19 protein-coding genes are annotated in these 23,211 nt (G+C 73.4%); 9 read left to right on the top strand and 10 right to left on the bottom strand.

The features are described 5' to 3' along the window. Positions 1-82: 82 nt before the first annotated feature. From IEZ06_RS16825 to IEZ06_RS16815, 3 genes are all read right to left on the bottom strand, one after another. Positions 83-724 (bottom strand): LysE family translocator, encoded by a 642-nt coding sequence (locus IEZ06_RS16825; RefSeq protein ID WP_189237646.1) that lies wholly within the window; start codon positions 722-724, stop codon positions 83-85. Between the two features lie 108 nt (positions 725-832). Beyond that, positions 833-1,921 carry a winged helix DNA-binding domain-containing protein gene (locus tag IEZ06_RS16820; RefSeq protein WP_189237645.1) on the bottom strand — a complete coding sequence of 363 codons (1,089 nt, stop codon included), beginning with the start codon at positions 1,919-1,921 and terminating at the stop codon, positions 833-835. A 63-nt stretch (positions 1,922-1,984) separates the two neighbouring features. After that, positions 1,985-2,539, bottom strand: a complete 555-nt coding sequence (locus tag IEZ06_RS16815; protein ID WP_373293874.1) for an MOSC domain-containing protein — start codon at positions 2,537-2,539, stop codon at positions 1,985-1,987. A gap of 102 nt (positions 2,540-2,641) precedes the next feature. On the opposite strand from IEZ06_RS16815, the gene IEZ06_RS16810 reads away from it, so the two are divergent. The 4 genes from IEZ06_RS16810 to IEZ06_RS16795 all read left to right on the top strand — a co-directional run bounded on the left by IEZ06_RS16810 (position 2,642) and on the right by IEZ06_RS16795 (position 8,916). Further along, on the top strand, positions 2,642-3,619 hold the full coding sequence (locus IEZ06_RS16810; RefSeq protein WP_189237643.1) for a tyrosine-type recombinase/integrase: 978 nt from the start codon (positions 2,642-2,644) through the stop codon (positions 3,617-3,619). Positions 3,620-3,741: 122 nt separating this feature from the next. Beyond that, the gene (locus tag IEZ06_RS16805; RefSeq protein WP_189237642.1) at positions 3,742-6,168 is read left to right on the top strand and encodes a PAS domain-containing sensor histidine kinase; all 2,427 of its coding nucleotides are present in this window, start codon (positions 3,742-3,744) and stop codon (positions 6,166-6,168) included. A gap of 384 nt (positions 6,169-6,552) precedes the next feature. Next, a complete protein-coding gene (locus tag IEZ06_RS16800; RefSeq protein ID WP_068900723.1) occupies positions 6,553-7,203 on the top strand; it encodes a lysophospholipid acyltransferase family protein in 651 nt (216 codons plus the stop codon). A 72-nt stretch (positions 7,204-7,275) separates the two neighbouring features. Next, positions 7,276-8,916: a penicillin-binding transpeptidase domain-containing protein gene (locus IEZ06_RS16795; protein ID WP_189237641.1), complete on the top strand. Its 1,641-nt coding sequence runs from the start codon at positions 7,276-7,278 to the stop codon at positions 8,914-8,916. Positions 8,917-8,988: 72 nt separating this feature from the next. On the opposite strand, the gene IEZ06_RS16790 is transcribed toward IEZ06_RS16795, so the two are convergent. Beyond that, entirely contained in the window at positions 8,989-9,273 is a 285-nt protein-coding gene (locus IEZ06_RS16790) for a DUF3040 domain-containing protein (RefSeq protein ID WP_189237640.1), read from the bottom strand. A 590-nt stretch (positions 9,274-9,863) separates the two neighbouring features. Here IEZ06_RS16790 and IEZ06_RS16785 point away from each other — a divergent pair. Further along, positions 9,864-13,022, top strand: coding sequence for a S41 family peptidase (locus tag IEZ06_RS16785; protein ID WP_189237639.1), 3,159 nt, complete (start codon positions 9,864-9,866; stop codon positions 13,020-13,022). A gap of 64 nt (positions 13,023-13,086) precedes the next feature. Here IEZ06_RS16785 and IEZ06_RS16780 read toward each other — a convergent pair whose 3' ends face one another. Further along, the gene (locus IEZ06_RS16780) at positions 13,087-14,034 is read right to left on the bottom strand and encodes a helix-turn-helix transcriptional regulator (protein ID WP_189237638.1); all 948 of its coding nucleotides are present in this window, start codon (positions 14,032-14,034) and stop codon (positions 13,087-13,089) included. Positions 14,035-14,119: 85 nt separating this feature from the next. Here IEZ06_RS16780 and IEZ06_RS16775 point away from each other — a divergent pair, with 85 nt between their 5' ends. Continuing rightward, the gene (locus IEZ06_RS16775) at positions 14,120-14,917 is read left to right on the top strand and encodes an alpha/beta fold hydrolase (RefSeq protein WP_189237637.1); all 798 of its coding nucleotides are present in this window, start codon (positions 14,120-14,122) and stop codon (positions 14,915-14,917) included. Between the two features lie 75 nt (positions 14,918-14,992). Here IEZ06_RS16775 and IEZ06_RS16770 read toward each other — a convergent pair whose 3' ends face one another. Continuing rightward, a complete protein-coding gene (locus tag IEZ06_RS16770) occupies positions 14,993-15,859 on the bottom strand; it encodes an SGNH/GDSL hydrolase family protein (RefSeq protein ID WP_229798265.1) in 867 nt (288 codons plus the stop codon). Between the two features lie 187 nt (positions 15,860-16,046). Here IEZ06_RS16770 and IEZ06_RS16765 point away from each other — a divergent pair, with 187 nt between their 5' ends. Beyond that, entirely contained in the window at positions 16,047-17,276 is a 1,230-nt protein-coding gene (locus IEZ06_RS16765; protein WP_189237635.1) for an isochorismate synthase, read from the top strand. A gap of 105 nt (positions 17,277-17,381) precedes the next feature. On the opposite strand, the gene IEZ06_RS16760 is transcribed toward IEZ06_RS16765, so the two are convergent. Both IEZ06_RS16760 and IEZ06_RS16755 read right to left on the bottom strand, forming a co-directional pair. Further along, entirely contained in the window at positions 17,382-18,020 is a 639-nt protein-coding gene (locus IEZ06_RS16760) for a DedA family protein (protein ID WP_189237634.1), read from the bottom strand. A gap of 330 nt (positions 18,021-18,350) precedes the next feature. Beyond that, complete coding sequence (locus IEZ06_RS16755; RefSeq protein ID WP_189237633.1) at positions 18,351-18,977, bottom strand: YigZ family protein; 627 nt, start codon at positions 18,975-18,977, stop codon at positions 18,351-18,353. 222 nt (positions 18,978-19,199) lie between these two features. On the opposite strand from IEZ06_RS16755, the gene IEZ06_RS16750 reads away from it, so the two are divergent. Continuing rightward, positions 19,200-19,934 (top strand): PIG-L deacetylase family protein, encoded by a 735-nt coding sequence (locus tag IEZ06_RS16750; RefSeq protein WP_189237632.1) that lies wholly within the window; start codon positions 19,200-19,202, stop codon positions 19,932-19,934. A gap of 57 nt (positions 19,935-19,991) precedes the next feature. Here IEZ06_RS16750 and IEZ06_RS16745 read toward each other — a convergent pair whose 3' ends face one another. Both IEZ06_RS16745 and IEZ06_RS16740 read right to left on the bottom strand, forming a co-directional pair. Then, the gene (locus IEZ06_RS16745) at positions 19,992-22,061 is read right to left on the bottom strand and encodes a GAF domain-containing protein (RefSeq protein WP_189237631.1); all 2,070 of its coding nucleotides are present in this window, start codon (positions 22,059-22,061) and stop codon (positions 19,992-19,994) included. 120 nt (positions 22,062-22,181) lie between these two features. Further along, positions 22,182-22,505, bottom strand: a complete 324-nt coding sequence (locus IEZ06_RS16740) for a helix-turn-helix transcriptional regulator (protein WP_189237630.1) — start codon at positions 22,503-22,505, stop codon at positions 22,182-22,184. Between the two features lie 177 nt (positions 22,506-22,682). Between IEZ06_RS16740 and IEZ06_RS16735 the strand changes: the two genes are divergently transcribed. After that, on the top strand, positions 22,683-23,177 hold the full coding sequence (locus tag IEZ06_RS16735; RefSeq protein WP_189237629.1) for an STAS domain-containing protein: 495 nt from the start codon (positions 22,683-22,685) through the stop codon (positions 23,175-23,177). Positions 23,178-23,211 lie beyond the last annotated feature (34 nt).

Below are 23,211 nucleotides of genomic sequence, written 5' to 3'. Positions count from 1 at the left end.
AAGCTCACATTACAAGTTACTGACCTGTTAGTAATATCCGTTCCCGACGCCGGGCCGCCTCCGCGGGCGACCGGAGGACCCCTCACCCGGCCGCCGGGGAGCGGTCCAGCGCCAGGTGCACCGCCAGCCCGCCCAGCACGGTCCCCATCAGCCGGCGCTGCACCCGCGCCCACAGCGGCCGGGCGGCCAGGAACGCCGCCAGCGAGCCCGCCGTCAGCACGAACACCCCGTTGCCCGTCACCGCCACCGCGATCTGCGTGAGCCCCAGGACCAGGCTCTGCCCCGCCACGTCGCCCAGCGCCGGATCCACGAACTGCGGCAGCAGCGACACGTACATGACCGCGATCTTCGGGTTGAGCAGGCTGGTGACCAGTCCCATGGCGAACAGCCGCGCCGGCCGGTCCGGCGCGAGCTCCCGCGGCGCGAAGACCGACCCCCCGCCCGGCCGCACCGCGCACCAGGCCAGCCAGAGGAGGTACGCCGCCCCGGCCAGCTTGATCACCGTGTAGGCGGCCGGCACCGCGGCGAACACCGCGGTGATCCCCGCCACCGCCGCCACCAGGTAGAACACCAAACCCCCCGCCACCCCCAGCAGTGAGAGCAGCCCCGCCCGGCGCCCCTGCGCCACCGACCGCGACACCAGATAGATCATGTTGGGGCCCGGGGTCAGCACCATCCCCAGCGCCACCGCCGCCATGCCCGCCACACCGCCCGCAGAGACCATGGGCCCATCATCGACGGGCGGCACGACCCGGAGAACGGCCAATCCGTGTCAATGGCCTTGAACCCGAGGGCCGCTCCGGAGACCCGCCGCCGGGCCGGCCCCCGGCGGTCAGACGAACCGCACCCCCCGCACCTGGGCCGACGGGGCGAACAGCTCCAGCATCCGCATGCCCTCCGCCTCCAGCTCCGTCCGCTGCGCGGCCGGCACCGGCGCGAACAGCTCCACCTCCAGCACCGCCTCACCCCGGCCGGAGGCCACCCGCCACAGCCCCCGCACGAACCCGTCCACCAGCACCGTCGCCTTGATGATCCCGTTCACCGTGAACACCCGCCCCCGGTGCTCGTCCGCCATGATCCGCGTCCGCGTCCGCGCCGAGAAGGACAGCAGCATGTTGTCGAACTCCGCCAGGTAGCGCACCGGCGCGGGCACCTCCGGATCCGGCAGCACCGCCTCCGGCAGGTCGACCACCTCGGCCCCGTCCTCGGTCGCGAAGACCCGCAGGCCCATCCCCCGCACGACCTCCCCCAGCCTCGTCATCCCCGACCACTGCTGCACGTCCATCACCGACGCCGGGCCGTAGGCCGCCAGGTAGCGCCGCACCATCTCCGCCGGTCCCGCCGCCCCGTCCAGCGGGCGGCCCAGCCACGCCTCCGCGCTCGTGTGCGCCGGCTGCCCGCCCACCCCCCACACGCCCCGCGGCGGCACCTGCACCAGCGGCACCGTCTCCCGCACCGCCGCCACCAGATCGGCGGGATCACGGTCCGGCCACCGCCCGGCCAGCGCCGCCCCCAGCTCCCGGAAGGTCAGCGGACGCTCCTCCACCAGCTCCCGCCCCGCCCGCCCGACCTCCGACGGCTCCAGCCCGGCCAGGCCCTTGCGCCCGCGCAGCCCCCGCTCCAGCATCGGCTCCAGCAGGGCGCGCAGCGCCAGGCAGTCCTCCGCCGCCACCAGGTGGATGGTGGAACGCATCAGCGCCAGCCGCACCGCCCTCCGGTCGTACAGCAACCGGGACAGGTCATCGGGCGCGAACCCCTCCAGGCGGCTCCACAACCCGACGTACGGCGGGGCGGGGGCCTGCGCCTGCATGCCGTACAGGTGCCGGACGGCGTCCAGAGCGGGCAGGTCCGCCCGGGAGAGCAGCAGCTGCCGCTCCAGCGTCGCACGGTTGAGCGCCCGCCTGCTCAGCGTCTCCGGCATGGGGTTCCTCTCGATCGACTACCGGAGATCCTATCGGACCGGAATAATCTATTCCAATGCGGGCTAGACCCGGTCCAGCGGCCGGTGCGGCTGCGGCGGCAGCTCCACTCCGACCGCGTCGCCGGAGCGCACCACGCCGCCGGCCACCACCACACCCATGACCCCCGCCTTGCGCACCACCCGGCCCCGCGCGTCCCGGCCCACCACCTGCCGGAGCAGGCCCGGCCGGAACCCGTCGATCTGCGCGCAGGGATTGCGCAGGCCGGTCACCTCCACCACCGCCGCGTCCCCCAGCCTCAGCAGCGCGCCCACCGGCAGGGCGAGCAGGTCCACCCCGCGCGTCGTGACGTTCTCCCCCAGCTGCCCCGCCGCCACCGTGAACCCCGCCGCCGCCAGCTCCTCGTGGAGCTCGGCGTGGATCAGGTGCACCTGGCGCAGGTTCGGCTGCGCCGGGTCCTGCGCCACCCGGGAACGGTGCTTCACCGTCACGCCGCAGTGCGCGTCGCCCTCGACTCCGAGACCCGCCAGCAAGCGGATCGCCGCCTCGTTCGGCTTGCTGAAGAGGTGCTCGCCGCTGCGGCTCACCGCCACGACCGTTCCGTTACCCATGGGGCCGATCCTGCCCTGTCCCGTCGCTGCTGTGAAGTTCTGAAAAATCGTTTTTGCGTCTACCGAAGATCTTTACAATGTAGATCAATAGGTGGCGATAGGATCCCCCCGATGAGCCTGCCAGCCGTACCCCCCGCAGCGACCGGGCCCGCCGTCGAGCCCGCGCGCGACCCCTACCGGGTCTACCTCGACTCCCTCGCCAGCCCCGAGTCCCGCCGCGCGATGCGCGGCTGCCTGGACCGCCTGGCCGTCCTCATCTCCGGCGACGAGGCCGCCTCCGGGGCCGGCCAGCCCTGGCACCTGCTGCGCTACGAGCACACCGTGCGCCTGCGCGCCCTGATGACCGAACGCGGCTGGTCCCCCTCCTACGTCAACAAACACCTCGTCGCGCTGCGCAGGGTGCTGCGGGAGGCCTGGCGGCTCGGGCAGATGAGCGCGGAGGAGTACCAGCGCGCCGCGGACCTGCCGACCGTCGAGCACACCCGGCTGCCCACGGGTCAGCACGTCCCCGCCGAGGTCGTCGGCGCGGCCCTGGCCGCCTGCGAGGCCGACGACTCCCCCGCGGGCGTCCGCGACGCCGCCCTGCTCGCCGCGCTGTACTCCACCGGCTGCCGCCGCGCCGAGATCGCCGGGCTGACGCTGGACGACTACGACCCGGCCTCCCGCTCGCTGCGGGTGCGCGGCAAGCGCGACAAGGAACGCCTGGTCTACCTCACCCGCCAGGCCGTCGGCCGGCTGGAGCGGTGGCTGGCCGTACGGGGCCGCGCCTCCGGGGCGCTGTTCTGCCCCATCGGCAGGGCGGGTTTCCTGCGGTTCCGCGACGGCGGGCCCGCGGCCATGACGGGCCAGGCCGTCGCCGACATCCTGGCCCGGCGGCTGACCCAGGCCGGAGCCGCACCGCGCACCCCCCACGACTTCCGCCGCACCTTCATCGGCGAGCTGCTCGACGCGGGCGTGGACCTCGCCACCACCCAGGCGCTGGTCGGCCACTCCTCCCCCGCCACCACCGCCCGCTACGACCGCCGCCCCGAACGGCGCCGCCGCGAGGCGGTAGACCGGATCACCCTGCCGGCCGCCGAGCCCCTGTAGCCGCGGCCGTCCCCGCCCGACACCCGCCCGTTGCACCGCGAGACGGTTCCTGCGCATACCGTTACAACAGACAAGGGGAACATATAGGCCGCGTACGGGCGAAACCAGGGAGGGCGGAAGCCATGGGGACGGTCGGAGACCTGGGTGACGCGGAGGCGCTGCAGGCGATCCTGGAACGGGCCCGTGACGCCTTCATCTCGTTCGACGCCGCCGGGACCGTACGCGCGTGGAACGCCGCGGCCGAGCGGCTGTTCGGCTGGCCGGCCGCCGAGGCCCTGGGCCGGAGCGTGACCGCCCTGATCGCGCCGCCCTCGCTGCGCCACCGGTACGACGAGGGACTGGCCCACCTCCACGAGCACGGCGCCTCCGACCTGCCCGACCACCGCCTGGAGCTGACCGTCGTCGACCGCGCGGGCCGGGAGTTCCCCATCGAGATGGCCCTGCAGGTCGACGACCGGCGCGGCGGGCCGCTGCTGCACGCGTTCGTGCACGACATCAGCGACCGCCGCGAGGCCCGGCGCCAGCTGGAGGAGGAACGGACGTTCCTGCGGGCGCTGCTGGACAGCCTCCAGGTCGGCGTGATGGCCTGCGACGGGGACGGCCGGCTCACCTTGTTCAACCGGGCGGCGCGCGAGCTGCACCGCGTGACGGGCGACCCGCCGGGCGGAGGCGACGGCGACTGGCCGCAGGACCGGAACCTGTTCGCCCCCGACGGGCGCACCCCGCTCCGGCCCGAGCAGGCGCCGCTGGCCCGGGCCCGGGGCGGCGAGAACGTCGACGGCCAGCACCTGGTGATCCGCCCGCCGGAGGGCGAACCGCGCCGCTGCATGGTCAACGGCCGCCCCATCACCACTCCCGACGGGCGCCGCCTGGGCGCGGTCTCCGCCCTGCACGACATCACCGACCAGCACCGCGCCCAGGTGCTGCGCGACGCCCAGCACGCCGTGGCGCAGGCGCTGGCCGGAGCGGTCTGCAGCGAGCAGGCGGCCGCGCGCGTGCTCACCGCGGTCACCCGGGCGCTGGACTGGTCCTACGGGGAGTACTGGCAGATCGACGCCGACCGGAGCGTCCTGGTCCGCGTCGGTGCCTGGCACAGGCCCGGGCTGGCCTTCACCGGCGACCTCGCGGAGACGGTCCGGCGGGGGCAGGGCCTGCCCGGGCGGGTGTGGGCCACCGGCCGGACGGTCTGGATGAGCGACCTGCGGACCGAGACCCGCCCCTTCCCGCGCAGGCCGGACGCGCTGGAGGCGGGCCTGCGCTCGGCCGTCGCCCTGCCGGTCCGCAGCGGTGACCAGGTGCTCGGGGTGCTGGTCTTCTGCAGCGAAGCCGTCCAGGGACCCGACGACGACCTGGTCGCCCTGCTCGACGGCGTCTGCGCGCACGTCGGCCGCTTCATGGAGCGCCGCCGGGCCGAGGAGCTGGCCCTGGCCCTGGCCGCCAGCCGCCGCCACTTCGACCAGGTCGTCTCCCAGATCGACGACAACGTCTGGACCATCGAGATCACCCCCGACGGCCGGGCCCGCTCGGTCTACCAGAGCCAGAACGCCGCCGGGGTGTTCGGCGGCCGGGTCCCGGAAGGCGCCGACATCTCCGGTCTCCTGCTCCGCCACGTCCACCCCGAGGACCTGCCCGCCTACACCGCCTTCGACGAGAAGGTCAACGCCGGGATCCCGGCGCAGGTCGAGTGCCGCGTCATCGGCCTGGACGGCGCCGTCCGGTGGATCTGGATCCGCAGCACGCCGCGCCGGGAGGACGGCCGGCTGTTCGCCGACGGCATCTCCACCGACGTGACCGAGCGCCACCGCCTGGCCGAGGAGCACGACCGGATGAAGGACGAGCTGGTCGCCCTGGTCAGCCACGAGCTGCGCAACCCGGTCGGCGCGATCCGCGGCTACGTCGAGATGCTCGTCGACACTCCGGGGCTGACCGGCACCCAGCGCATGTTCGCCGACGTCATCGACCGGACCAGCGCCCATCTGCTGAACCTGGTCGACGACCTGCTGGATCTGGCCCGCCTGGACGCCGGCCACATCGCCATCGACCCGCGCCCGGTCTCCCTGACCCGGCTGGTGCGCCAGGCCGTCGACGACCACCGCGCCGCCGCCGCGGCCAGGCACCTGACCGTCACCACCGACCTGGCCCCGCACCCGCCCGTGCACGCCGACCCGGTACGGCTCCGCCAGGTCCTCGACAACCTGCTGTCCAACGCCGTCAAGTACACCCCCGACGGCGGCGCCGTCACCGTCGGCCTCGGCGGCGACGACGCGGACCGGGCCGCCGTCGTCACCGTGGCCGACACCGGCATCGGCGTCCCGGCGGAGGAGTATCCGCAGCTGTTCGGCCGGTTCTTCCGCGCCTCCACCGCGCAGGAGGCCGGGATCAAGGGCACCGGCCTGGGCCTCGCCGTCACCAGGGCGATCGTCGAGGCGCACGGCGGGACCGCCGCCGCGGCGCCCCGGGAGGGCGGCGGCACCGTCTTCACCGTCCGCCTGCCCGCCGCGTCCTCCCCGCCCGGACCGCGCGGGCGGCCGCATCCGGCGCACCGGTGACCGGGAAGCCGCCACATCCGGCGCACCGGTAACCGGGAAGTGGAATAACCACCCCCCTGCGTCCGTTAGAGTCATCGTGCCGATGTGGTTTGTGTCCCCCGGGCCGCAAATTACCGCCTTCACGGAATACCGTTCGGCTGGAGCCGTGTTGTGCCTCTCGCCGAGGAGGCGACCGCCACATCGGCACTAAACGTTCCGCCCCGCGGGCGCCCCGGCGCCCGCGGGGCGTTCTCCTTTGTCCCGGGCGTCCTCTCCGCGCCTTTCGGACCCTCGGCTTTGGACCAGGGCTACAAACATCAAAGCTTGGCTTGTGAGGATGTCCACACCCGCCGGTCACCAGGCCACCGCCTACTGTGGTGTTCTTCCGTACCGTGAGGAGAGTCCGTGCTCTACCGCCTGGCCAAGACCGTCAGCTCTCCCTTCCTGCACCTGCTCTGGCCGACCACGGCCACCGGGGTGGAGCACGTGCCCGCCGCCGGCCCGGCCATCCTGGCCTCCAACCACCTCTCGGTCCTCGACTCGACCTTCCTGCCGCTGGTGGTCCCCCGCCAGGTGCGTTTCGTCGCCAAGCAGGAGTACTTCACCGGCAACCCCGTCACCGCCGCGTGGATGCGGGCCACCGGTCAGATCGCCATCGACCGGCAGAGCCCCACCGCCGCGCAGGACATGCTCGACGCCGCGGCCCGGGTGCTCAAGGACGGCGGCCTGTTCGGCATCTACCCCGAGGGCACCCGCTCCCCCGACGGCCGCCTCTACCGCGGCAAGGTCGGCGTCGCCTGGCTGGCCCTGGCCACCGGGGCGCCGGTGCTCCCGGTGGCCATGTCCGGCACCGACCGGGTGCTGCCGATCGGCGCGTCGGTCCCGCGGCTGGGCCGGGTCGGGGTGCGGATCGGCGAGCCGATGACGTTCACCGGCTCGGAGAGCAGCGCCCGCGACCGCCGCAGGGTGACCGACGAGATCATGGCGGAGATCCAGCGCCTCTCCGGGCAGGAGTACGTGACCGCCTACGCCCCTCGCCGCACCCAGGACAGCTGATCATATTTCGGCATATGTCGGATTGGTCAGGCTAAGGTGGTGCGCTGAGCTTCGGCGAACGGGGGTGGCCAGATGCCGCGCGGCAGGACGATAGCGATCACGACGGTGACCACCGTCCTGGTGGCGGGCGCCGCCGGCGGCGGCGCCTGGTGGTACCTCCACACGCGCGGCACCCCGCAGGAGACCGCCCAGCGCTTCACCCAGGCCTGGCAGCGGGGCGACCAGGCCGCCATGCGGGCCGAGCTGGGCGCCCCCGATCCCGCCTTCGCCCGCGCCTACGACGACATGCGCAAGGGCTGGGCGGTGGAGAGCACCGCGATCCGGCTCGACTCGGTCCGCGAGACCGGAGACGACACCGCCCAGGCCGCCTACACCGCCACCCTCCGGCTGAAGAACGTCGGCGAGTGGAGCTACTCCGGGACCATCGACCTGGCGGTCGTCGACCGGCACTGGAGGGTCGACTGGTCCCCCAGGGCGGTCCACCCCGACCTCACGGCCGGATCCTCCTTCGCGCTGAAGACCGACTGGCCCGAACGGGCGGCCGTCACCGCCGCCGGCGGCGAGCGCATCGACGGCGGCGGCGTGGGCGGCTCGGTCCAGCAGCTCGTCGGCTTCCTCGACAAGGCCACCGACAAGGACGTCAAGAAGCTCGGCTCCTCCTACAGGACCGGCCAGGCCGTCGGACGGGGCGGCCTGCAGGAGAGGTTCCAGCAGCGCCTGGCCGGCACCCCGGGCACCCAGATCCAGATCGTCGGCACCGGCGGCGCGGCCGAGACCGCCAAGACCGTCGGCACCATCGAGGGCGAGCAGGGCGAGCCCCTGGAGACCAGTCTGGACCTGCGGGTCCAGGACGCCGCGGCCGGAGCCGTACGCGACCTCGACAAGACCGCCTCGATGGTCGCGATCAAGCCCTCGACCGGCGAGGTCCTGGCCGTCGTCAACAACAAGGGCGGCTTCAACCGCGCCCTGAACGGCGCCTACCCGCCCGGCTCCACCTTCAAGGCGGTCACCGCCGTCGGGCTCCTCCAAGCCGGCGTGGGCCCCGGCGAGAAGGTCACCTGCCCCAAGGACGTCAACGTCGGCGGACTGCCGATCCGCAACTCCCACCACGCCGCCTACGGCTCGGTGACCTTCTCCGACTCCTTCGCCCATTCCTGCAACACCACCTTCGCCCCGCTGGCCAAGGAGCGGCTGGGCGCCGACGAGCTGGTGCGGACCGCCGAGCTGTTCGGCTTCAACGAGCAACTCGACGTCGGCGTCCCCGAGGTGCACGGCGGCAAGATCCCCCGGGCCGAGAGCGACGCCGAACTGGCCGCCGAGTCCTTCGGCCAGGGCCGCATCACCGCCAGCCCGCTGATGATGGCCTCGGTCGCCGCCGCACTGGCCGACGGCACCTGGCGGCCGCCCACCCTCGTGCCGTCGGCCGGGCAGAAGCTCGAGCCCCGGGCCCTGCCCGAGGGCGTCGTCGGCCCGATGCACCGGATGATGTCCGCCGTGGTCACCAAGGGCACCGCCGAGGGCGCGGGTCTTCCCGCGGGCACCCGCGGCAAGACCGGCACCGCGGAGTACGGCCCGCAGGACGACCTGAAGACCCATGCCTGGTTCATCGGCTTCAGGGGCGACCTGGCCTTCGCCGTGATCGTCGAGGAGGGCGCGGGCGGCGGCACGGACGCGGCCCCCGTGGCCGCGGCGTTCCTGCGCGCCCTGAGCTGACCCGCCCCTGCTCCGGCCGCCCCGCGCGTCCGCCCCGCGCGTCCGCCCCGCGCGTCCGCCCCGCGCGTCCGCTCAGAGCGGGAGCGCGGCGGCGTCGTGGCGCAGGACCATGATCAGCAGCGTCGCGATCAGAGTCGCGATCAGCAGCCAGCTGACCATGATGACGACCGTCGAACGGCGCGGGCGCCTGCGCGACCGCCCCGCCCCGCCTCCGGGATCCCCCCGGCGGCGGCCGCCCTCCCTGCGCTGGACGCGCTCGTTGAACGACTCCAGCCGCGCGGCCAGCCGCGGGTCCTCGTCGACGAGGTGACGCTCGATCTGCAGCAGCATTCGCTCCTCGTCTTTCGACCAGGCCATGCCGCACCTCCCCGGAATGCAAGGCGTGTGCCGACGTTCTGCCCAATCATGAAGATCGTTATCCGTTCCGAGGGCTGCGATTTACCTCTTCTTTGCCTGCCCGCCGCACGGAGCGGGGGACGGTTTCCCGAACCGCTCCCGCCCCCACGCCGGAGCCTTCCGGGGACATCGCGGGACAGACTCGGAGACACCACCCACCCCTCCCCTCCCGATGGATGGCCAATCCCGGGAAAGGGTACGAACAGGCTTGATGCACGCGATCAGCCGCATCGCCGTACAAAAATCAGGGGGAGAGAATGGTCGAGAAGAAGAAGCCCGCCAAGGCCTCGGGCAAGCAGAAGAAGGCCGCGATCAAGGCCACACGCGAGGCGAAGCAGGCCAAGCGGCAGGCCAAACGCCCCGAGGGCGCCGAATAACGCCGCGCCGCCAGGGGACGGTTCCGGGACGCCCCGGCGTCACACCGCGTGACATCCCGGACCGCCCGGAACGTCCCCTCCCGCCACGGACATGGGATCCGACCGGACGGCCCGGACACGTCCGGGCCGCACCGGGAGACGTTTCCGAGCCACCTGACCACGGAGTGAGCCGCCATGCCCGCCTACCTGCGATTCCCGACGGTCTTCGGCGACGTCGTCGTGTTCTCCGCAGAGGACGACTTGTGGATGGTGCCCGCCACCGGCGGCCGCGCCTTCCGCCTCACCGCGGGGGTCGCCGAAGCCGGCTACCCCCGCTTCTCCCCCGGCGGTGACCAGATCGCCTTCGCCGGCCGCGAGGAGGGCCCGGAAGAGGTCTACGTGATGCCCGCCGACGGCGGCTCCGCCCGGCGCGTCACCTACCACGGCACCCGCTCCACCGTCACCGGCTGGGACCCCGACGGGGCGATCCTGTACGCCAGCGACGCCGGCCAGCCCTTCCACGGCCAGAAGTGGCTGCACCGCGTCCTGCCGCACCGCGTCCCCGAACGCCTGCCGTACGGCCCGGCCAACTCCATCTCCTACGGCCCGCACATCGTGATCGGCCGCAACACCGCCGACCCCGCCCGGTGGAAGCGCTACCGCGGCGGCACCGTCGGCGACCTGTGGATCGGCGACGGCGCCTTCCGGCGGCTCATCGCCCTGCCCGGCAACCTCGCCTCCCCCTGCTGGGCCTCGGGACGCGTCTACTTCATCTCCGACCACGAGGGCGTGGGCAACGTCTACTCCTGCACCGCCGACGGCACCGGCCTGCGCCGGCACACCGACCACACCGACTACTACGCCCGCAACCTGTCCGGCGACGGCCGCCGGCTCGTCTACCACGCCGGCGGCGACCTCTACCTGCTGGACGACGGGGAGTCCCACCGCGTCGAGGTCAGCCTGCGCAGCTCCCGCACCCAGCGCAACCGCCGCTTCGTCGCCGCCGAGAGCTTCCTCGACAGCGCCACCCTCGACCCCGGCGGCAGCGGCCTGGCGATCACCACCCGCGGCAAGGCGTTCTCCTTCGCCGCCTGGGAAGGCCCCGTCCGCCAGCACGGCGCCCCCTACGGCGTCCGCTACCGGCTGCTGACCTGGCTCAACGACGGGCTGCGGCTGATCGCCGCGGCCAGCGACGACCGCGACCGCGAGACCCTGACCGTCCTGACCGCCGACGGCACCGCCGGGCCCCTGCGGCTCGACCACCTCGACACCGGCCGGATCACCGCGCTGCAGGTCTCCCCCAAGGCCGACACCGTCGCCGTCACCAACCACCGCAACGAACTGCTCCTCGTCGACCTCGCCGCCGACCCCGCCGACCCCGCCGAGGCCACCGTGGTCGACTGCAGCCGGTTCGGCGCCGTCGAGGACCCCGCCTGGTCACCGGACGGCCGCTGGCTCGCCTACGCCTTCCGCGACACCGCCCAGACCATGGCGATCAGGCTGTGCCGGGCCGCCACCGGCGAGACCTTCCCGGCCACCCGGCCCGTGCTCTGGGACTCCTCCCCCTCCTTCGACCCCGCCGGGCGCTACCTCTACTTCATCGGCCAGCGCGTCTTCAACCCCGTCTACGACGAGCTCGGCTTCGACCTGGGATTCCCCCTCGGCTCCCGCCTCTACGCCCTGGCCCTGCGCGCCGGCACCGGCTCCCCCTTCGTCCCCGAACCCCGGCCCCTGTCCGGCGCCGACGAGGACGACGAGGAGGAGGAGATCGAGTTCACCGTCGACACCGACGGCCTGGAGGAGCGCATCGTCGCCTTCCCCGTCCCCGAATGCCGCTACGAGGCCGTCGCCGCGGTCAAGGGCAAGGCCGTCTACCTCACCTACCCCGTCGAGGGCGCCCTCGGCGACGAGCACGCCGCCTTCTCCGACGGCACGCTGTGCGCCTACGACTTCGCCAAGCAGAAGCACGAGACCCTGGTCACGGACGTGTCGGAGTTCCAGCTCGGCCGCGACGGCGCCACCCTGCTCTACCGCTCCGGATCACGGCTGCGCGTCGTCAAGGCCGGCGAGACCCCCGAGGACGACGAGAGCCCGGGCCGCGAGAGCGGCTGGATCGACCTGTCCCGCGTCAAGGTCTCCGTCTGCCCCGAAGCCGAATGGCGGCAGATGTTCCGCGAGGCCTGGCGCCTGCAGCGCGAGCACTTCTGGGCCGAGGACATGGCCGGCATCGACTGGGAGGGCGTCTACCGCCGCTACCTGCCGCTGGTGGACCGGGTCACCACCCGCGGGGAGTTCTCCGACCTGCTGTGGGAACTGCTCGGCGAGCTCGGCACCTCCCACGCCTACGAGAGCGGCGGCGCCTACCGCGCCCGCCCGCACTACCGCCAGGGCAAGCTCGGCGTCGACCTGTCCTTCGCCGACGGCCTGCACCGCATCACCCGCATCGTCGACGGCGACCGCTGGGACCCCGAGGCCACCTCCCCGCTCAACCGCCTCGGCGTCGACGTGCGGCCCGGCGACGCGATCCTCGCCGTCAACGGCCAGAGCGTCAACGCCGCCACCGGCCCCGCCGAGCACCTGGTCAACCAGGCCGACGAGGAGGTCCAGCTCACCGTCGCCCGCGGCGAGGAGAGGCGGACCGTCACCGTGCGGGCCATCGCCGACGAGCAACCGGGCCGCTACCGCGACTGGGTCCGCGACAACCGCGCCCGCTGCCACGAGCGCACCGGCGGCCGGATCGGCTACCTGCACATCCCCGACATGGGCCCGGACGGCTACGCCGAGTTCCACCGCGGCTTCCTCGCCGAGTACGACCGGGAGGGCCTGATCGTCGACGTCCGCTTCAACGGCGGCGGCCACGTCTCCTCCCTGCTGCTGGAGAAGCTGTCCCGGCGCCGCCTGGGCTACAACCACCCCCGCTGGGGCGTGCCCGAGCCCTACCCCGAGGAGTCGCCCCGCGGCCCCATGGTCGCGATCACCAACGAGTGGGCGGGCTCCGACGGCGACATCTTCAGCCACACCTTCAAACTGCTGGGCCTGGGCCCGCTGATCGGCAAGCGCACCTGGGGCGGGGTGATCGGCATCTGGCCCCGCCACCAGCTGGCCGACGGGACCGTCACCACCCAGCCGGAGTTCTCCTTCGCCTTCGACGATGTGGGCTGGCGGGTGGAGAACTACGGCACCGACCCCGACCTGGAGGTGGACATCACCCCGCAGGACTACGCCGCGGGGATCGACACCCAGCTGGACACCGCGATCCGGGTGGCGCTGGAGCGGCTGGCCGCCCACCCGCCGCACACGCCCAACCCCGCCGACCGGCCCCGGCTCTCCATCCCCCCGCTCCCCCCGCGCTGACGCCCCCGGGGCCGCACGGACCCGGGGAGGCCGCCGGCCACGGGCGACGGCGACCGTACGGAGGTCAGGGCGCGGCCCACTCCGCCAGCCGCGCGGCCAGCGCCCGCACCTCCCCGCGCAGCGCCTCCGGTTCGAGCACCGTGAACGGCCAGCCGAGCCCGGCCAGCATCTGCGCCATCCCGTCCAGCCGCTCGGCCCGCGCCGTCAGCAGCACCCCCTCGGGCGTCTCCTCCAGCGCCGCGGCCGACGCCGGCACCCGCCGGCGCGCCTCCTCCAGCGTCGTGGCCAGCAGCACCCGCACCTCGTGCCGGTACGGCACCGCCGCCAGCGATCCCGTCACGTGCCCGGCCGCGTCGAAGCCCTCCGGAACCTCGAAGCCCCGCCCGGTGCGCTCGGCGCCCGCCACCCGGTCCACCCGGAAGGTGCGGACCTCGCCGCTGCGGTGGTCGAGCCCCGCGACGTACCAGCGCCCCGAGTGGAAGACGATGCCGTACGGGTCCAGCTCCCGCTCCGACGGCTCCCCCTTCCACGACCGGTAGGCCAGCCGTACCGTGCGCCCGTGCCGGACCGCGTCGGCCAGCACCAGCAGCGGCCCGGCCTTCGGGACCGCCGTGGCCGCCGGGGCGCGGGTGTGGTCCAGGGTCTGCGCGACCGCGTCGACGCGCTCGCGCAGCGCCCGCGGCAGCACCCGCTGGATCTTGGCCAGCGCGCTCTCGGTCGCCGTCTCCCCCACCGCCAGGCCGGTCCGCCGCCCGGCCACCAGCCCCAGCACCACCGCCGTCGCCTCGTCGTCGGTGAGCATCAGCGGCGGCAGCTTGTAGCCCGGCAGCAGCCGGTAGCCGCCGTAGCGCCCCCGCTCGGCCTCCACCGGCACGCCGAGCTCGCCCAGCCGGACCGCGTAGCGGCGGACGGTGCGCTCGTCGACCTCCAGCCGGGCCGCCAGCTCAGGCCCGGTCAGACCGGGAGCGGCCTGCAGCAGTTCGAGCAGTGCCAGCACCCGCGCGGCCGTCATGGGAAACACCTCGTAAATCAGGACCGGAACTGCCCGGATTCCATTCTAGGCTGGGAACACACGACGACGGAAGGATGAAGAACCCATGAGCCAGCCGACCACCGGCACCCCCGCCCCCACCACCGCCGAGACGCCGGCCCGGCGGACCTACGTCCTGGTCCCCGGCTTCTGGCTCGGCGGCTGGGCCTGGGAGAAGGTCGCCGACCGGCTCCGCGCCGAGGGCCACGACGTCCACCCCGTCACCCTCACCGGCCTCGGCGACCGGGTCCACCTGGCCACCGCGGAGACCGATCTGGAGACCCACGTCCAGGACATCGTCAACACGATCGTCTACGCCGACCTGCACGACGTGGTCCTCGTCGCGCACAGCGGCGGCGGCGGGCCCGTCACCGGGGCGGCCGACCGGATCCCCGAGCGCATCGCCCGCGTGGTCTACCTCGACAGCGGCCCCATGGCCGACGGCATGGCCTGGGCTGACATGAACGAGCCCGCAGAGCGGGCCTCCGTCGAGCGGCGGGTCGCCGAGCAGGGCGGCACCGCCTACCCGCTGCCGTCCTGGGAGGAGCTGGAGAAGACCGGGGCGAGCCTGGAGGGCCTGGGCGAGGCCGAGCGCGCCTGGTTCGCCTCCCGCGCGACGCCGCAGCCGTACGGCGCCATGACCGCCCCGCTGGCGCTCACCGGCGCGGCGGCCCGGTTGCCCAAGACGCTCGTCGCGTGCTCGTTCCCGATGGAGCAGGTCCACGCGATGATCGCCTCCGGCCACCCGTTCTTCGCGGCGCTGGCCGGGCCGGAGTGGAGCTTCGCCGAGCTCCCCACCGGCCACTGGCCGATGTTCTCCGAGCCCGGGCGGACCGCCTCGCTCCTCGCGGCGCTGGAGGGGTGAGCACCGGCCGCACCGGCCGCGGCCGGGCCCCGGCCACTCCGTGCCGGAGCCCGGCCGCTCCGTGCAGGAGCCCGGTCAGCGCTGCCCGGCGGGCTCCCGGACGGACTCGTCGAGCCAGCCGCGGGCCGCGGCGAAGGTCGTCTTGGCGATCAGCCGCTGCCCCGCGGCGTTGGGATGGAAGAAGTCCCATCCGCTGACGTGGTCCAGCGTGAAGGGATGGCGGAACACCGCCCCGCCGTCGAACCGGCACGCCCGGCCGTACTCCGCGCAGACGTCCGCCAGCGCGCTGTTGTAGGCCGTCACCCGTGCCCGCACCCGGTCGCGGCGCGCCCGGTCGGCCGGGGCGGTGGAGACCGGGCGGGCCAGCATCGTGGGGCAGATGCGGCCCACCGTCCAGAAACCGCGGGCCGCCGCGTTGCCCCTGCCCACCCGCCACAACCTCTTCAGGTCGGGGATGCTGGCCAGGAACACCCGCGCCCCCGGCCGCCGCTCCTTCAGCAGCCGCAGAGCGGCGGCCACCCTGGCCCGGTAGACCGGGACCGGCGTCATCCCCCGCTCCTCCGGCACGCAGGCGTCCTGGGCCCCGATCAGGACCGTCACGTAGTCGGCCCGCCGCGCGACCGCCCGTGTCATCTGCCCGGACAGATCGGCGCTGGTCGCACCGGGGACGGCGAGGTTGACGTTGTGCCCCTCGACGGCCTCGTCCCGGGCGAGCAGCCGCAGGTAGTGACTGAGCACCTCGGCGTGGTCCCCCGCCGCCCACGAGCGCGAGGTGCACGAGACGTACCAGCCGCAGACGTTGAACCCGGCGCTGATGGAGTCGCCCAGCGCCGCCATGACCACCGGCCGCCACGGCACGGCCGCCCCCGCCCCGGCGGCCCCCGCCGGACCCGCCCAGCCGGCCGCCAGGACCGCCGTCGCCGTCAGTGTCGCTGTGGACACGGTCACACTCCTGCGCGCCATGGCACCTCCGGGTGAGAGCTCACATCTGCTCCCGGATGTATCACCGCAGGCCAGAACGGCGCTCCCGGTTGACCGACTCCCTTGTTTCCCTTGACAGACCCCTGAGGCCGTGCCTGCCCCGGGGGCCGCCGTCGAACACGTTCAGTTTCCGCATAGAGTGTCAGGGGTGAGAGCCGCGCTCGGATCGACCCGTCCTCTCGTGGTGAGAACCGCCCTCGTCGCCGACCCCGGCGACCTGCTCACGCGACTTCCCGCCGCCGCCCCGCATGCCTGGATCCGGCACGGCGAGGGCCTCGTCGCCTGGGGGGAGGCCGCGCGGGTGAGCGTGCCACCCGGCCCCGGACGCTTCGACTGGGCCCGCGACTGGCTCTCGTCCGTCTTCGCCGGGGCCCACGTCGACGACGAGGCGCACGCCCCCGGCTCCGGTCCCGTCGCCTTCGGCTCCTTCACCTTCGACCCCGCCTCCCCGGGGTCCGTCCTCGTCGTCCCCCGGACGATCCTCGCCCGCCGCGACGGCCGGGCCTGGCTCACCACCATCGGCGAGGGACGCCTCGACGAGATCACCGCCCCCCGCGACCCCGGCCGGATCAGCTACGGCGACGGCAGCCTCACCGCCCCCGAATGGGAGCACGCCGTCGCGCAGGCCGCCCGGCGGATCCGGTCCGGCCGCCTGGAGAAGGCCGTGCTCGCCCGCGACCTGACCGCCGTCGCCGAACACCCCATCGACGTGCGGCTGCTCCTGTCCCGCCTGGCTGAGCGCTTCCCCGAGTGCTACACCTTCTCCTGCTCCGGACTGGTCGGCGCCACCCCCGAGCTCCTGGTCCGCCGCACCGGCGAGACCGTCGAGTCCCTCGTGCTGGCCGGCACCACCCCCCGCGGCACCGGCCCGGCCGACGACGCGGCCCGCGGGGCCGCCCTGTTCGCCTCCGCCAAGGACCGCCGCGAGCACGCCTGCGCGATCGACTCCGTCCGCCGGACCCTCACCCCGCTCTGCGCCGAGCTGAAGATCCCCGAGGAGCCCGAGCTGCTCGTGCTCCCCAACGTCCAGCACCTGGCCAGCCCGGTGACCGGGCACCTGTCCGCCGGGCTCTCGGTCCTGGACGTGGTCGCCGCCCTGCACCCGACGGCGGCCGTCGGAGGCACCCCCACCCGGACCGCCCTGCAGGTCATCCGCGAGCTCGAGGGCATGGACCGCGCAGGATACGCCGGCCCGGTCGGCTGGATCGACTCCCGCGGCGACGGCGAGTGGGGCATCGCCCTGCGCTGCGCCCAGATCGACGGCGCCCGCGCCCGCCTCTTCGCCGGCTGCGGCATCATGGGCGACTCCGACCCGGCCGCCGAGCTCGCCGAGGCCCAGGCCAAGTTCCGCGTCATGCAGTACGCCCTGGAGGGCTGAACGGAGGCTCGGCGGCCCGGGAAACCCGACGGCGGTCGCCCGGGAGGCCTGAACGGACACTCGACGGCCGCTCACGCGGCGGCCGGCGCCCCGGCCGCCCCGCCGTCATCCGGCGTGGTGCTTGCCCTTGCCGCGGTCCTTCAGCCGGACCGTGATGAAGATCACGACGGCCAGCAGGACGACGCCCAGCACCGCCTTGGAGACGATCCCCATGTACTGCTCGACCAGGTGGTAGTTCTCCCCCAGAGCGAACCCGGCCATCACGAACGCCGTGTTCCAGATGAGGCTGCCCATCAGGGTGAGCAGGGTGAAGATCGAGAGCGGCATGCGCTCGACGCCGGCCGGGATCGAGATGAGGCTGCGGAAGATGGGGATCATCCGCCCGAAGAAGACCGTCTTCTTACCGTGCCTGGCGAACCAGGCCTCGGTCTTCTCGATGTCGGAGATGCTGACCAGCGGCAGCTTGGAGGCGATCGAGATCACCCGCTCGCGGCCGAGCAGCGCGCCCACCGCGTACAGCGCCAGCGCACCGATCACCGATCCCAGGGTGGTCCAGAGCACGGCGTCGAACAGGCCCATGTTCCCCTGGCTGGCGGTGAAGCCCGCCAGCGGCAGGATCACTTCGCTCGGCAGCGGCGGGAACAGGTTCTCGAGCGCGATCGCGATCCCGGCCCCGGGCGCTCCCAGGGCCTCCATGAGGTTGATCGCCCACCCGGCGACTCCGTCGACAGTCGTTGAACTCATGGGACAAGGCTAGGGAACCCTGGATATGCCATGCATGAGGCAGAGCGCCGTTGTGGAGTGACGACCTCCTCAGCCGGAGGGTGTGGAAAACCCCAAGATCCGGCCGCCGGGCGGCGGCGGCCCGGCGGTTCACCGCAGGCGGCCACCTCATCTTGACGTCTTCCCACGTCAGGGCGTTGCAGTGACCGTGCGAGCCGGGAGGACCGCGAGATCCGGAGCCGCTCCACGAGAGGAGAAGCGGGCCGGCGGAGCCGGAGGCGGTCGCGTCACACCCGGAGTCGATGTGACCCATTTCACAGTTCCTCCGGCCACGGGAAGGGGGAAAGCCGGTCAGGCTTTCCGGAGATACACCCTTTCACCTGGTTCGATGATGGCCTGGCCCGCCGTCAGCGTGGCGACCCAGCCGGGGAAGACCCCCAGCTCCGACTCCCGCACCGCCACCTCGAGGCCGACCCGCGCGCCATAGACCGCCCGGCGCACCTCGTACGGCGAGATCCGCAGGTCGTTCTCCAGCCGCCCGGCGCGGAGGTGGTCCACGGTCACGGTCATGATCCTGGCCGGCACCATCTCCACCGGCACGGCCAGGTCCAGTGTCCTGCCGACCGCCCCGCCGTACGCGCGGACCAGCCCGCCCGCGCCCAGCTTGACCCCGCCGAAGTAGCGGGTGACCACCGTGGCCACGTCGCCGAGCCCCCGGCGCAGCAGGGTCTCCAGCATCGGCGTGCCCGCCGTCCCGCCGGGCTCGCCGTCGTCGTCGGCCTTCTGCAACCGCCGATCGCCGATCACGTAGGCCGAGCAGTTGTGCGTGGCGTCGGGGTACAGCTCCCTGCGCCCGGCGACGAAGTCGCGCGCCTCCTCCTCCGAGGAGGCCGGGACGATCGCGCAGATGAACCGCGACCGCCTGATCTCGATCTCGTGCTCGACGGGTTCGTCCAGGGTCAGGTACGGCTCGGCCACCGCATCAGGGTATCCAGCCCGCCTACTTTACAATGTAGATTCACAGCTTGCCGAGCTTCGTTCCGCGCCGGAGGCAGGAACCCCGGCCCGGCCTCCACCCCCGCAGCAGCGCCCCGGCACGCCGGGCGGCCCGCCTGGAAGCGGCGCGGGGGCAGTGCCTCGCTTCCGCGCTCCTGAGCGGCCCGCCGCCTTTGCGATGTAGATTCACTGCGGGAGGCTCCGATGACCGAGCAGTTCGAAACGATGCCCAGCGACTGGACCCGGGCGCTGGCGATCGTCGCCCACCCCGACGACCTGGAGTACGGCTCCGCGGCGGCGATCTCCCGCTGGACCGCCGAGGGACGTGAGGTCTTCTATCTGCTGGTCACCAGGGGCGAGGCCGGCATCGACACGGTGTCCCCCGGTCAGGCCGCTCCTCTGCGGGAGAGCGAGCAGCGGGCCGGGGCCGCCGTGGTCGGCGTCACCTCGGTCGACTTCCTCGACCACCGCGACGGAGTGATCGAGTACGGCCCCGCCCTGCGGCGGGAGCTGACCCGGGAGATCCGGCGGCGGCGGCCGGAGCTGCTGATCACCGTCAACCACCACGACACCTGGGACGGCCGCACCGCCTGGAACACCCCCGACCACCGCGCCGTGGGCCGGGCGGTCCTGGACGCCGCCGCCGACGCGGGAAACCGGTGGATCTTCCCGGAGCTGGCCGCCGAGGGCTTCACTCCCTGGAACGGCGTGCGCTGGGTCGCCGTGAACGGCTCCCCCCACCCGACCCACGCCGTCGACGTGAGCGACCACCTGGAACGCGCCGTCCGCTCCCTACTGGCGCACCGCACCTACATCGAGGCGCTCACCGACCAGAAGCCGGAGGACTACTGCCGCGCGCTCGTCTCCCAGGCCACCTCGGAGGCCTCGGCCCGCTTCGGCGGCCGGCCGGCCGTCAGCTTCGAGCTGTTCCCCCGGTGATCCCGGATCGGACGGGGCTCACCGGGCCGGACCCGCTCCCCGCCGCACGGTCGGCGCTCAGGGCCTGACCGTACCCGGCCTCTGACCCAGCCGGGTGCTGTTGCGGTCGATGACCTCCAGGAAACGGGCCTGCGTCACGGCGTCCAGATCGCCCTCGCGGATCAGTTGCAGGTAGCTGTGTATCGAGGTCAGCGGGGTGCGCAGTTCGTGGTTGACGGTGCGCAGGAACTGGTTCTTCACCTCGTCGACCTGGCGCAGGCGGCGAACCTGCTGCTGCTGCTGGACGAGTAGGCGCTCGCGCTCCTCGGTGATCTGACGGCGTTCGGTGACGTCGGTGGAGATGCCGTCGACCAGCAGCCGCTCCCCTTCCCGGCGGGGCACGCCCCGGCTCCAGATCCAGCGGGTGACGCCGTCCAGGCCGATGAGCCGGTACTCCAGCTGGGCCCGCCGGCCGGCGATGAGCTCGGCGCAGAAGGCGCCGAAGACCTCCCGGTCGCCGGGGTGGACGAAACGCAGCATGACGGCGATGAAGTCGTCGTCGGGGGCCAGGCGCAGCCGCCCGCCGAACACGGTGGTGTGCTCGGTGTTGACGTAGACGGGGCGGGCGGTGCCGTCGGGCCGGACCTCGACGGTCCAGATCTTGTCGGTGAGCTGGTCGATGATCCGGTCGAACCGGCGGCGGCTCTCGGCCAGCTCCAGGGCGAGCTCCTCGGCGCGGCGGCGCTCCATGTAGCGACCCACATGGGCGCACACCCCGTCCAGCAGCTCGGCCAGATCGTCGTCGGGCGACCGGGGGTGGTCCCCGGCGAAGGTCAGCACGCCCAGCACCTGATCGCCGCTGCGCACCGGCAGGGCCACGGCCGAGCGCAGACCGGCCCGCAGACCGGCCCGCACCCGGGGGGTGCCGGCCGGGTCGGCCGCCGTGTCCGCGATCCAGACCGGCTCGCCGCGCTCCCAGGCCAGCCCCGGCAGCTCCTCCCCCCGGCCGAACACCTCCGGATGGCCGGTGGTGAAGGCCGACAGGTCCCGGCCGGGCCTGCTCCAGCAGCCGATCCGGGTGATGACCCCCCGGCCCTCGTCCACCTGCCGGTACTCGCCGTAGGCCCACCCCAGCGCGTCGGTGACCGCGGCGGCCACGCCGGCGGCGGCCTCCTGGCTGGAGGCGGCGTCGGCCAGCACCCGGGTGACGGCCTGCTGGGCCTCGCGCAGCAGGCCGATGCGGTACGAGTCGGTGATGTCGTGGCCGGCGACCAGAGCGCCCAGGCGGTGTCCCTCCGGTGTGTCGATGGGCCGGCCGTTGACCAGGAAGCGGCGCGGCCCCGCATCGGTCTCGGCCACCACCTGCCTGCCGTGGAAGCGCTCGCCGGCCCACGCCCGGGCCAGCGGCATCTCCTCGACCGCCAGCGGAGTCCGCCCGTCGGGGGCGTACAACGGGTAGGAGCGCAGCCAGGAGTGCACGTCGGAGGGCGGAGCGTCGGTGTGCAGGCTCTCGCGCATCGGCCTGTTGATCACCAGCCTGCCGTTCTCGTCGCAGGCCATCACCGACACCTCCAGGCTGTCGAGCAGGGCGCGCAGGAAGACGCGCTCCTGCTGCCTGCCCGCGGCCCCCTGCGCGGCGCCGGCGCGGGCCAGCCGCAACGCGATCTCAGGCTCGATCAGGGCGGCCAGGTCCTCCAGGAGCCGCACCTGCTCGCGGCCCCAGGTGCGAGCCGTGGTGTCGATCACGCACAGCACGCCGATCACCTGCGCGGCCGGCGTGTTCAACGGCACCCCGGCATAGGCCGCCAGCCGTCCGCCGGCGCTCTCCACTAAATCGTGCCAGCGCCCGTCACCGCAGGCATCGTCGATCACCAGAGGCGCGTCGCCGGCCACGACGTGCCGGCAGAGCGACCGCGCCAGAGGGTTCTCCCGCACCGCCTGCGGATCGGCCACCCCCGCCGTGCTGACCACGACCTGCCGGTCCTCGGTGATCAGCGACACCATCGCGACCGGCACATCCAGCAGCCGGGTCGTCATCCGGGTCACCCGGTCCAGCACCGGTACCGCCGACGCGTCCAGCAGACCGGTGGCGCGCAGCGCCCGCAGCCGCTCCGGGTCGCCGATGCGATCTCGATCACTCGCCCCCATGGCACACCACCCCTTGTACCTTTTCTACCCGTATGAGGGATTTCACCAGGCAGGCCGAGGGAGGAGGCGACGCCGGGCTCCGGGCCGGTCGGCGCGCAGGCGAACGCGGCGAGCACTCCGTCACGGGGCCGCGGCGCGGTGCTCCCGATGGGTGAAGATGCTGAGCAGGCTGTCGATGCGCACATCCGCCTCCGCCGGATGCCGGAAGCGCCGGGTGGCGTCGATGCTGTAGTGGTTGCGCCGGCCCACCCGGGTGCGAGTGAGGTAGCCGGCCTCCTCCAGGTCGGCGACGATCGCCTGCGCGGCCCGTTCGGTGATCCCGATCTCGGCGGCCACATCGCGCAGGCGGATCTGCGGGTCCTGCGCGATCATCAGCAGCACCCGGGCGTGGTTGGTGAGGAACGTCCATCGGGCGGAAGGCCGGTTGGTGTCAGAGCTGCCCATGATCTCACCCTAGAAGTCCGCTGCCCGCAGGTTCGCCTCGTGAACCGGATCACGTGTGATCTCGTTCTGCTCACGATCTCATACGAAGGATATTTCATGTAACCCAGTTCGGGGTTATCCTTCGGGAGTGGTGAATAAGCCCTACCGCACGGACAAGCGAGGGACCGCAGGAGCGTCATGACGAACCGCTCTGTCGTCGAGGTGGATGCCATGCCGGCCGGCACCGGTTCCGCCGCCGGGGTTCCGTCGGGAATGGCGCCGGTGGACGGCGACCTGACGCTCCACGGCGGCCGGCGGCCCGGGGGCGGCGCGCCGGTGGAGCAGCTGCTCTACAGTGATCAGCGCCTCCGGGTCGCCAGGTACGCCGGGCGATCCGGTCACGTGCTGCGGCTCAGCGGGCAGATCGACGCCGGCAACAGCGCCGTGCTGGCGCGTGTCCTGAGCGGCCACGGCGCGTGCGACGCGGGCACCGTCATCGACGTCGGCCAGGTGAGCTTCATCGACGTCTCCGGGCTGCGCGCCCTGTTGACCTGCGCGCGTCCGGCATCGCACCGGGTGCGCCTGGGCGACGTGCCGCCTCATGTGCAGCGGCTGCTGACCCTGCTGGGCTGGGACGACCTGTGCGAACGCGGGGCGTGGCCCGAAGACCTGCTCGCCGAGCCGGCCGCATAGCCGCCCACCGCCTCGGCTCTTCCAGGGCGCGGCC

Source organism: Planomonospora antibiotica, from assembly GCF_014647955.1.
Lineage (GTDB): Bacteria > Actinomycetota > Actinomycetes > Streptosporangiales > Streptosporangiaceae > Planomonospora > Planomonospora parontospora.
Note: the sequence above shows the minus strand (reverse complement) of the source record. Positions and strands in the feature narration are given on the sequence as shown.

What these genes read in the sequence shown, in the direction of transcription:
- IEZ06_RS16740 (WP_189237630.1), bottom strand. Translation starts at nt 22,505, where the DNA reads ATGGGCAGCTCTGACACCAACCGGCCTTCCGCCCGATGGACGTTCCTC.
- IEZ06_RS16805 (WP_189237642.1), top strand. Translation starts at nt 3,742, where the DNA reads ATGGGGACGGTCGGAGACCTGGGTGACGCGGAGGCGCTGCAGGCGATC.
- IEZ06_RS16825 (WP_189237646.1), bottom strand. Translation starts at nt 724, where the DNA reads ATGGTCTCTGCGGGCGGTGTGGCGGGCATGGCGGCGGTGGCGCTGGGG.
- IEZ06_RS16750 (WP_189237632.1), top strand. Translation starts at nt 19,200, where the DNA reads ATGACCGAGCAGTTCGAAACGATGCCCAGCGACTGGACCCGGGCGCTG.
- IEZ06_RS16795 (WP_189237641.1), top strand. Translation starts at nt 7,276, where the DNA reads ATGCCGCGCGGCAGGACGATAGCGATCACGACGGTGACCACCGTCCTG.
- IEZ06_RS16785 (WP_189237639.1), top strand. Translation starts at nt 9,864, where the DNA reads ATGCCCGCCTACCTGCGATTCCCGACGGTCTTCGGCGACGTCGTCGTG.
- IEZ06_RS16760 (WP_189237634.1), bottom strand. Translation starts at nt 18,020, where the DNA reads ATGAGTTCAACGACTGTCGACGGAGTCGCCGGGTGGGCGATCAACCTC.
- IEZ06_RS16780 (WP_189237638.1), bottom strand. Translation starts at nt 14,034, where the DNA reads ATGACGGCCGCGCGGGTGCTGGCACTGCTCGAACTGCTGCAGGCCGCT.
- IEZ06_RS16735 (WP_189237629.1), top strand. Translation starts at nt 22,683, where the DNA reads ATGACGAACCGCTCTGTCGTCGAGGTGGATGCCATGCCGGCCGGCACC.
- IEZ06_RS16820 (WP_189237645.1), bottom strand. Translation starts at nt 1,921, where the DNA reads ATGCCGGAGACGCTGAGCAGGCGGGCGCTCAACCGTGCGACGCTGGAG.
- IEZ06_RS16810 (WP_189237643.1), top strand. Translation starts at nt 2,642, where the DNA reads ATGAGCCTGCCAGCCGTACCCCCCGCAGCGACCGGGCCCGCCGTCGAG.
- IEZ06_RS16775 (WP_189237637.1), top strand. Translation starts at nt 14,120, where the DNA reads ATGAGCCAGCCGACCACCGGCACCCCCGCCCCCACCACCGCCGAGACG.
- IEZ06_RS16745 (WP_189237631.1), bottom strand. Translation starts at nt 22,061, where the DNA reads ATGGGGGCGAGTGATCGAGATCGCATCGGCGACCCGGAGCGGCTGCGG.
- IEZ06_RS16790 (WP_189237640.1), bottom strand. Translation starts at nt 9,273, where the DNA reads ATGGCCTGGTCGAAAGACGAGGAGCGAATGCTGCTGCAGATCGAGCGT.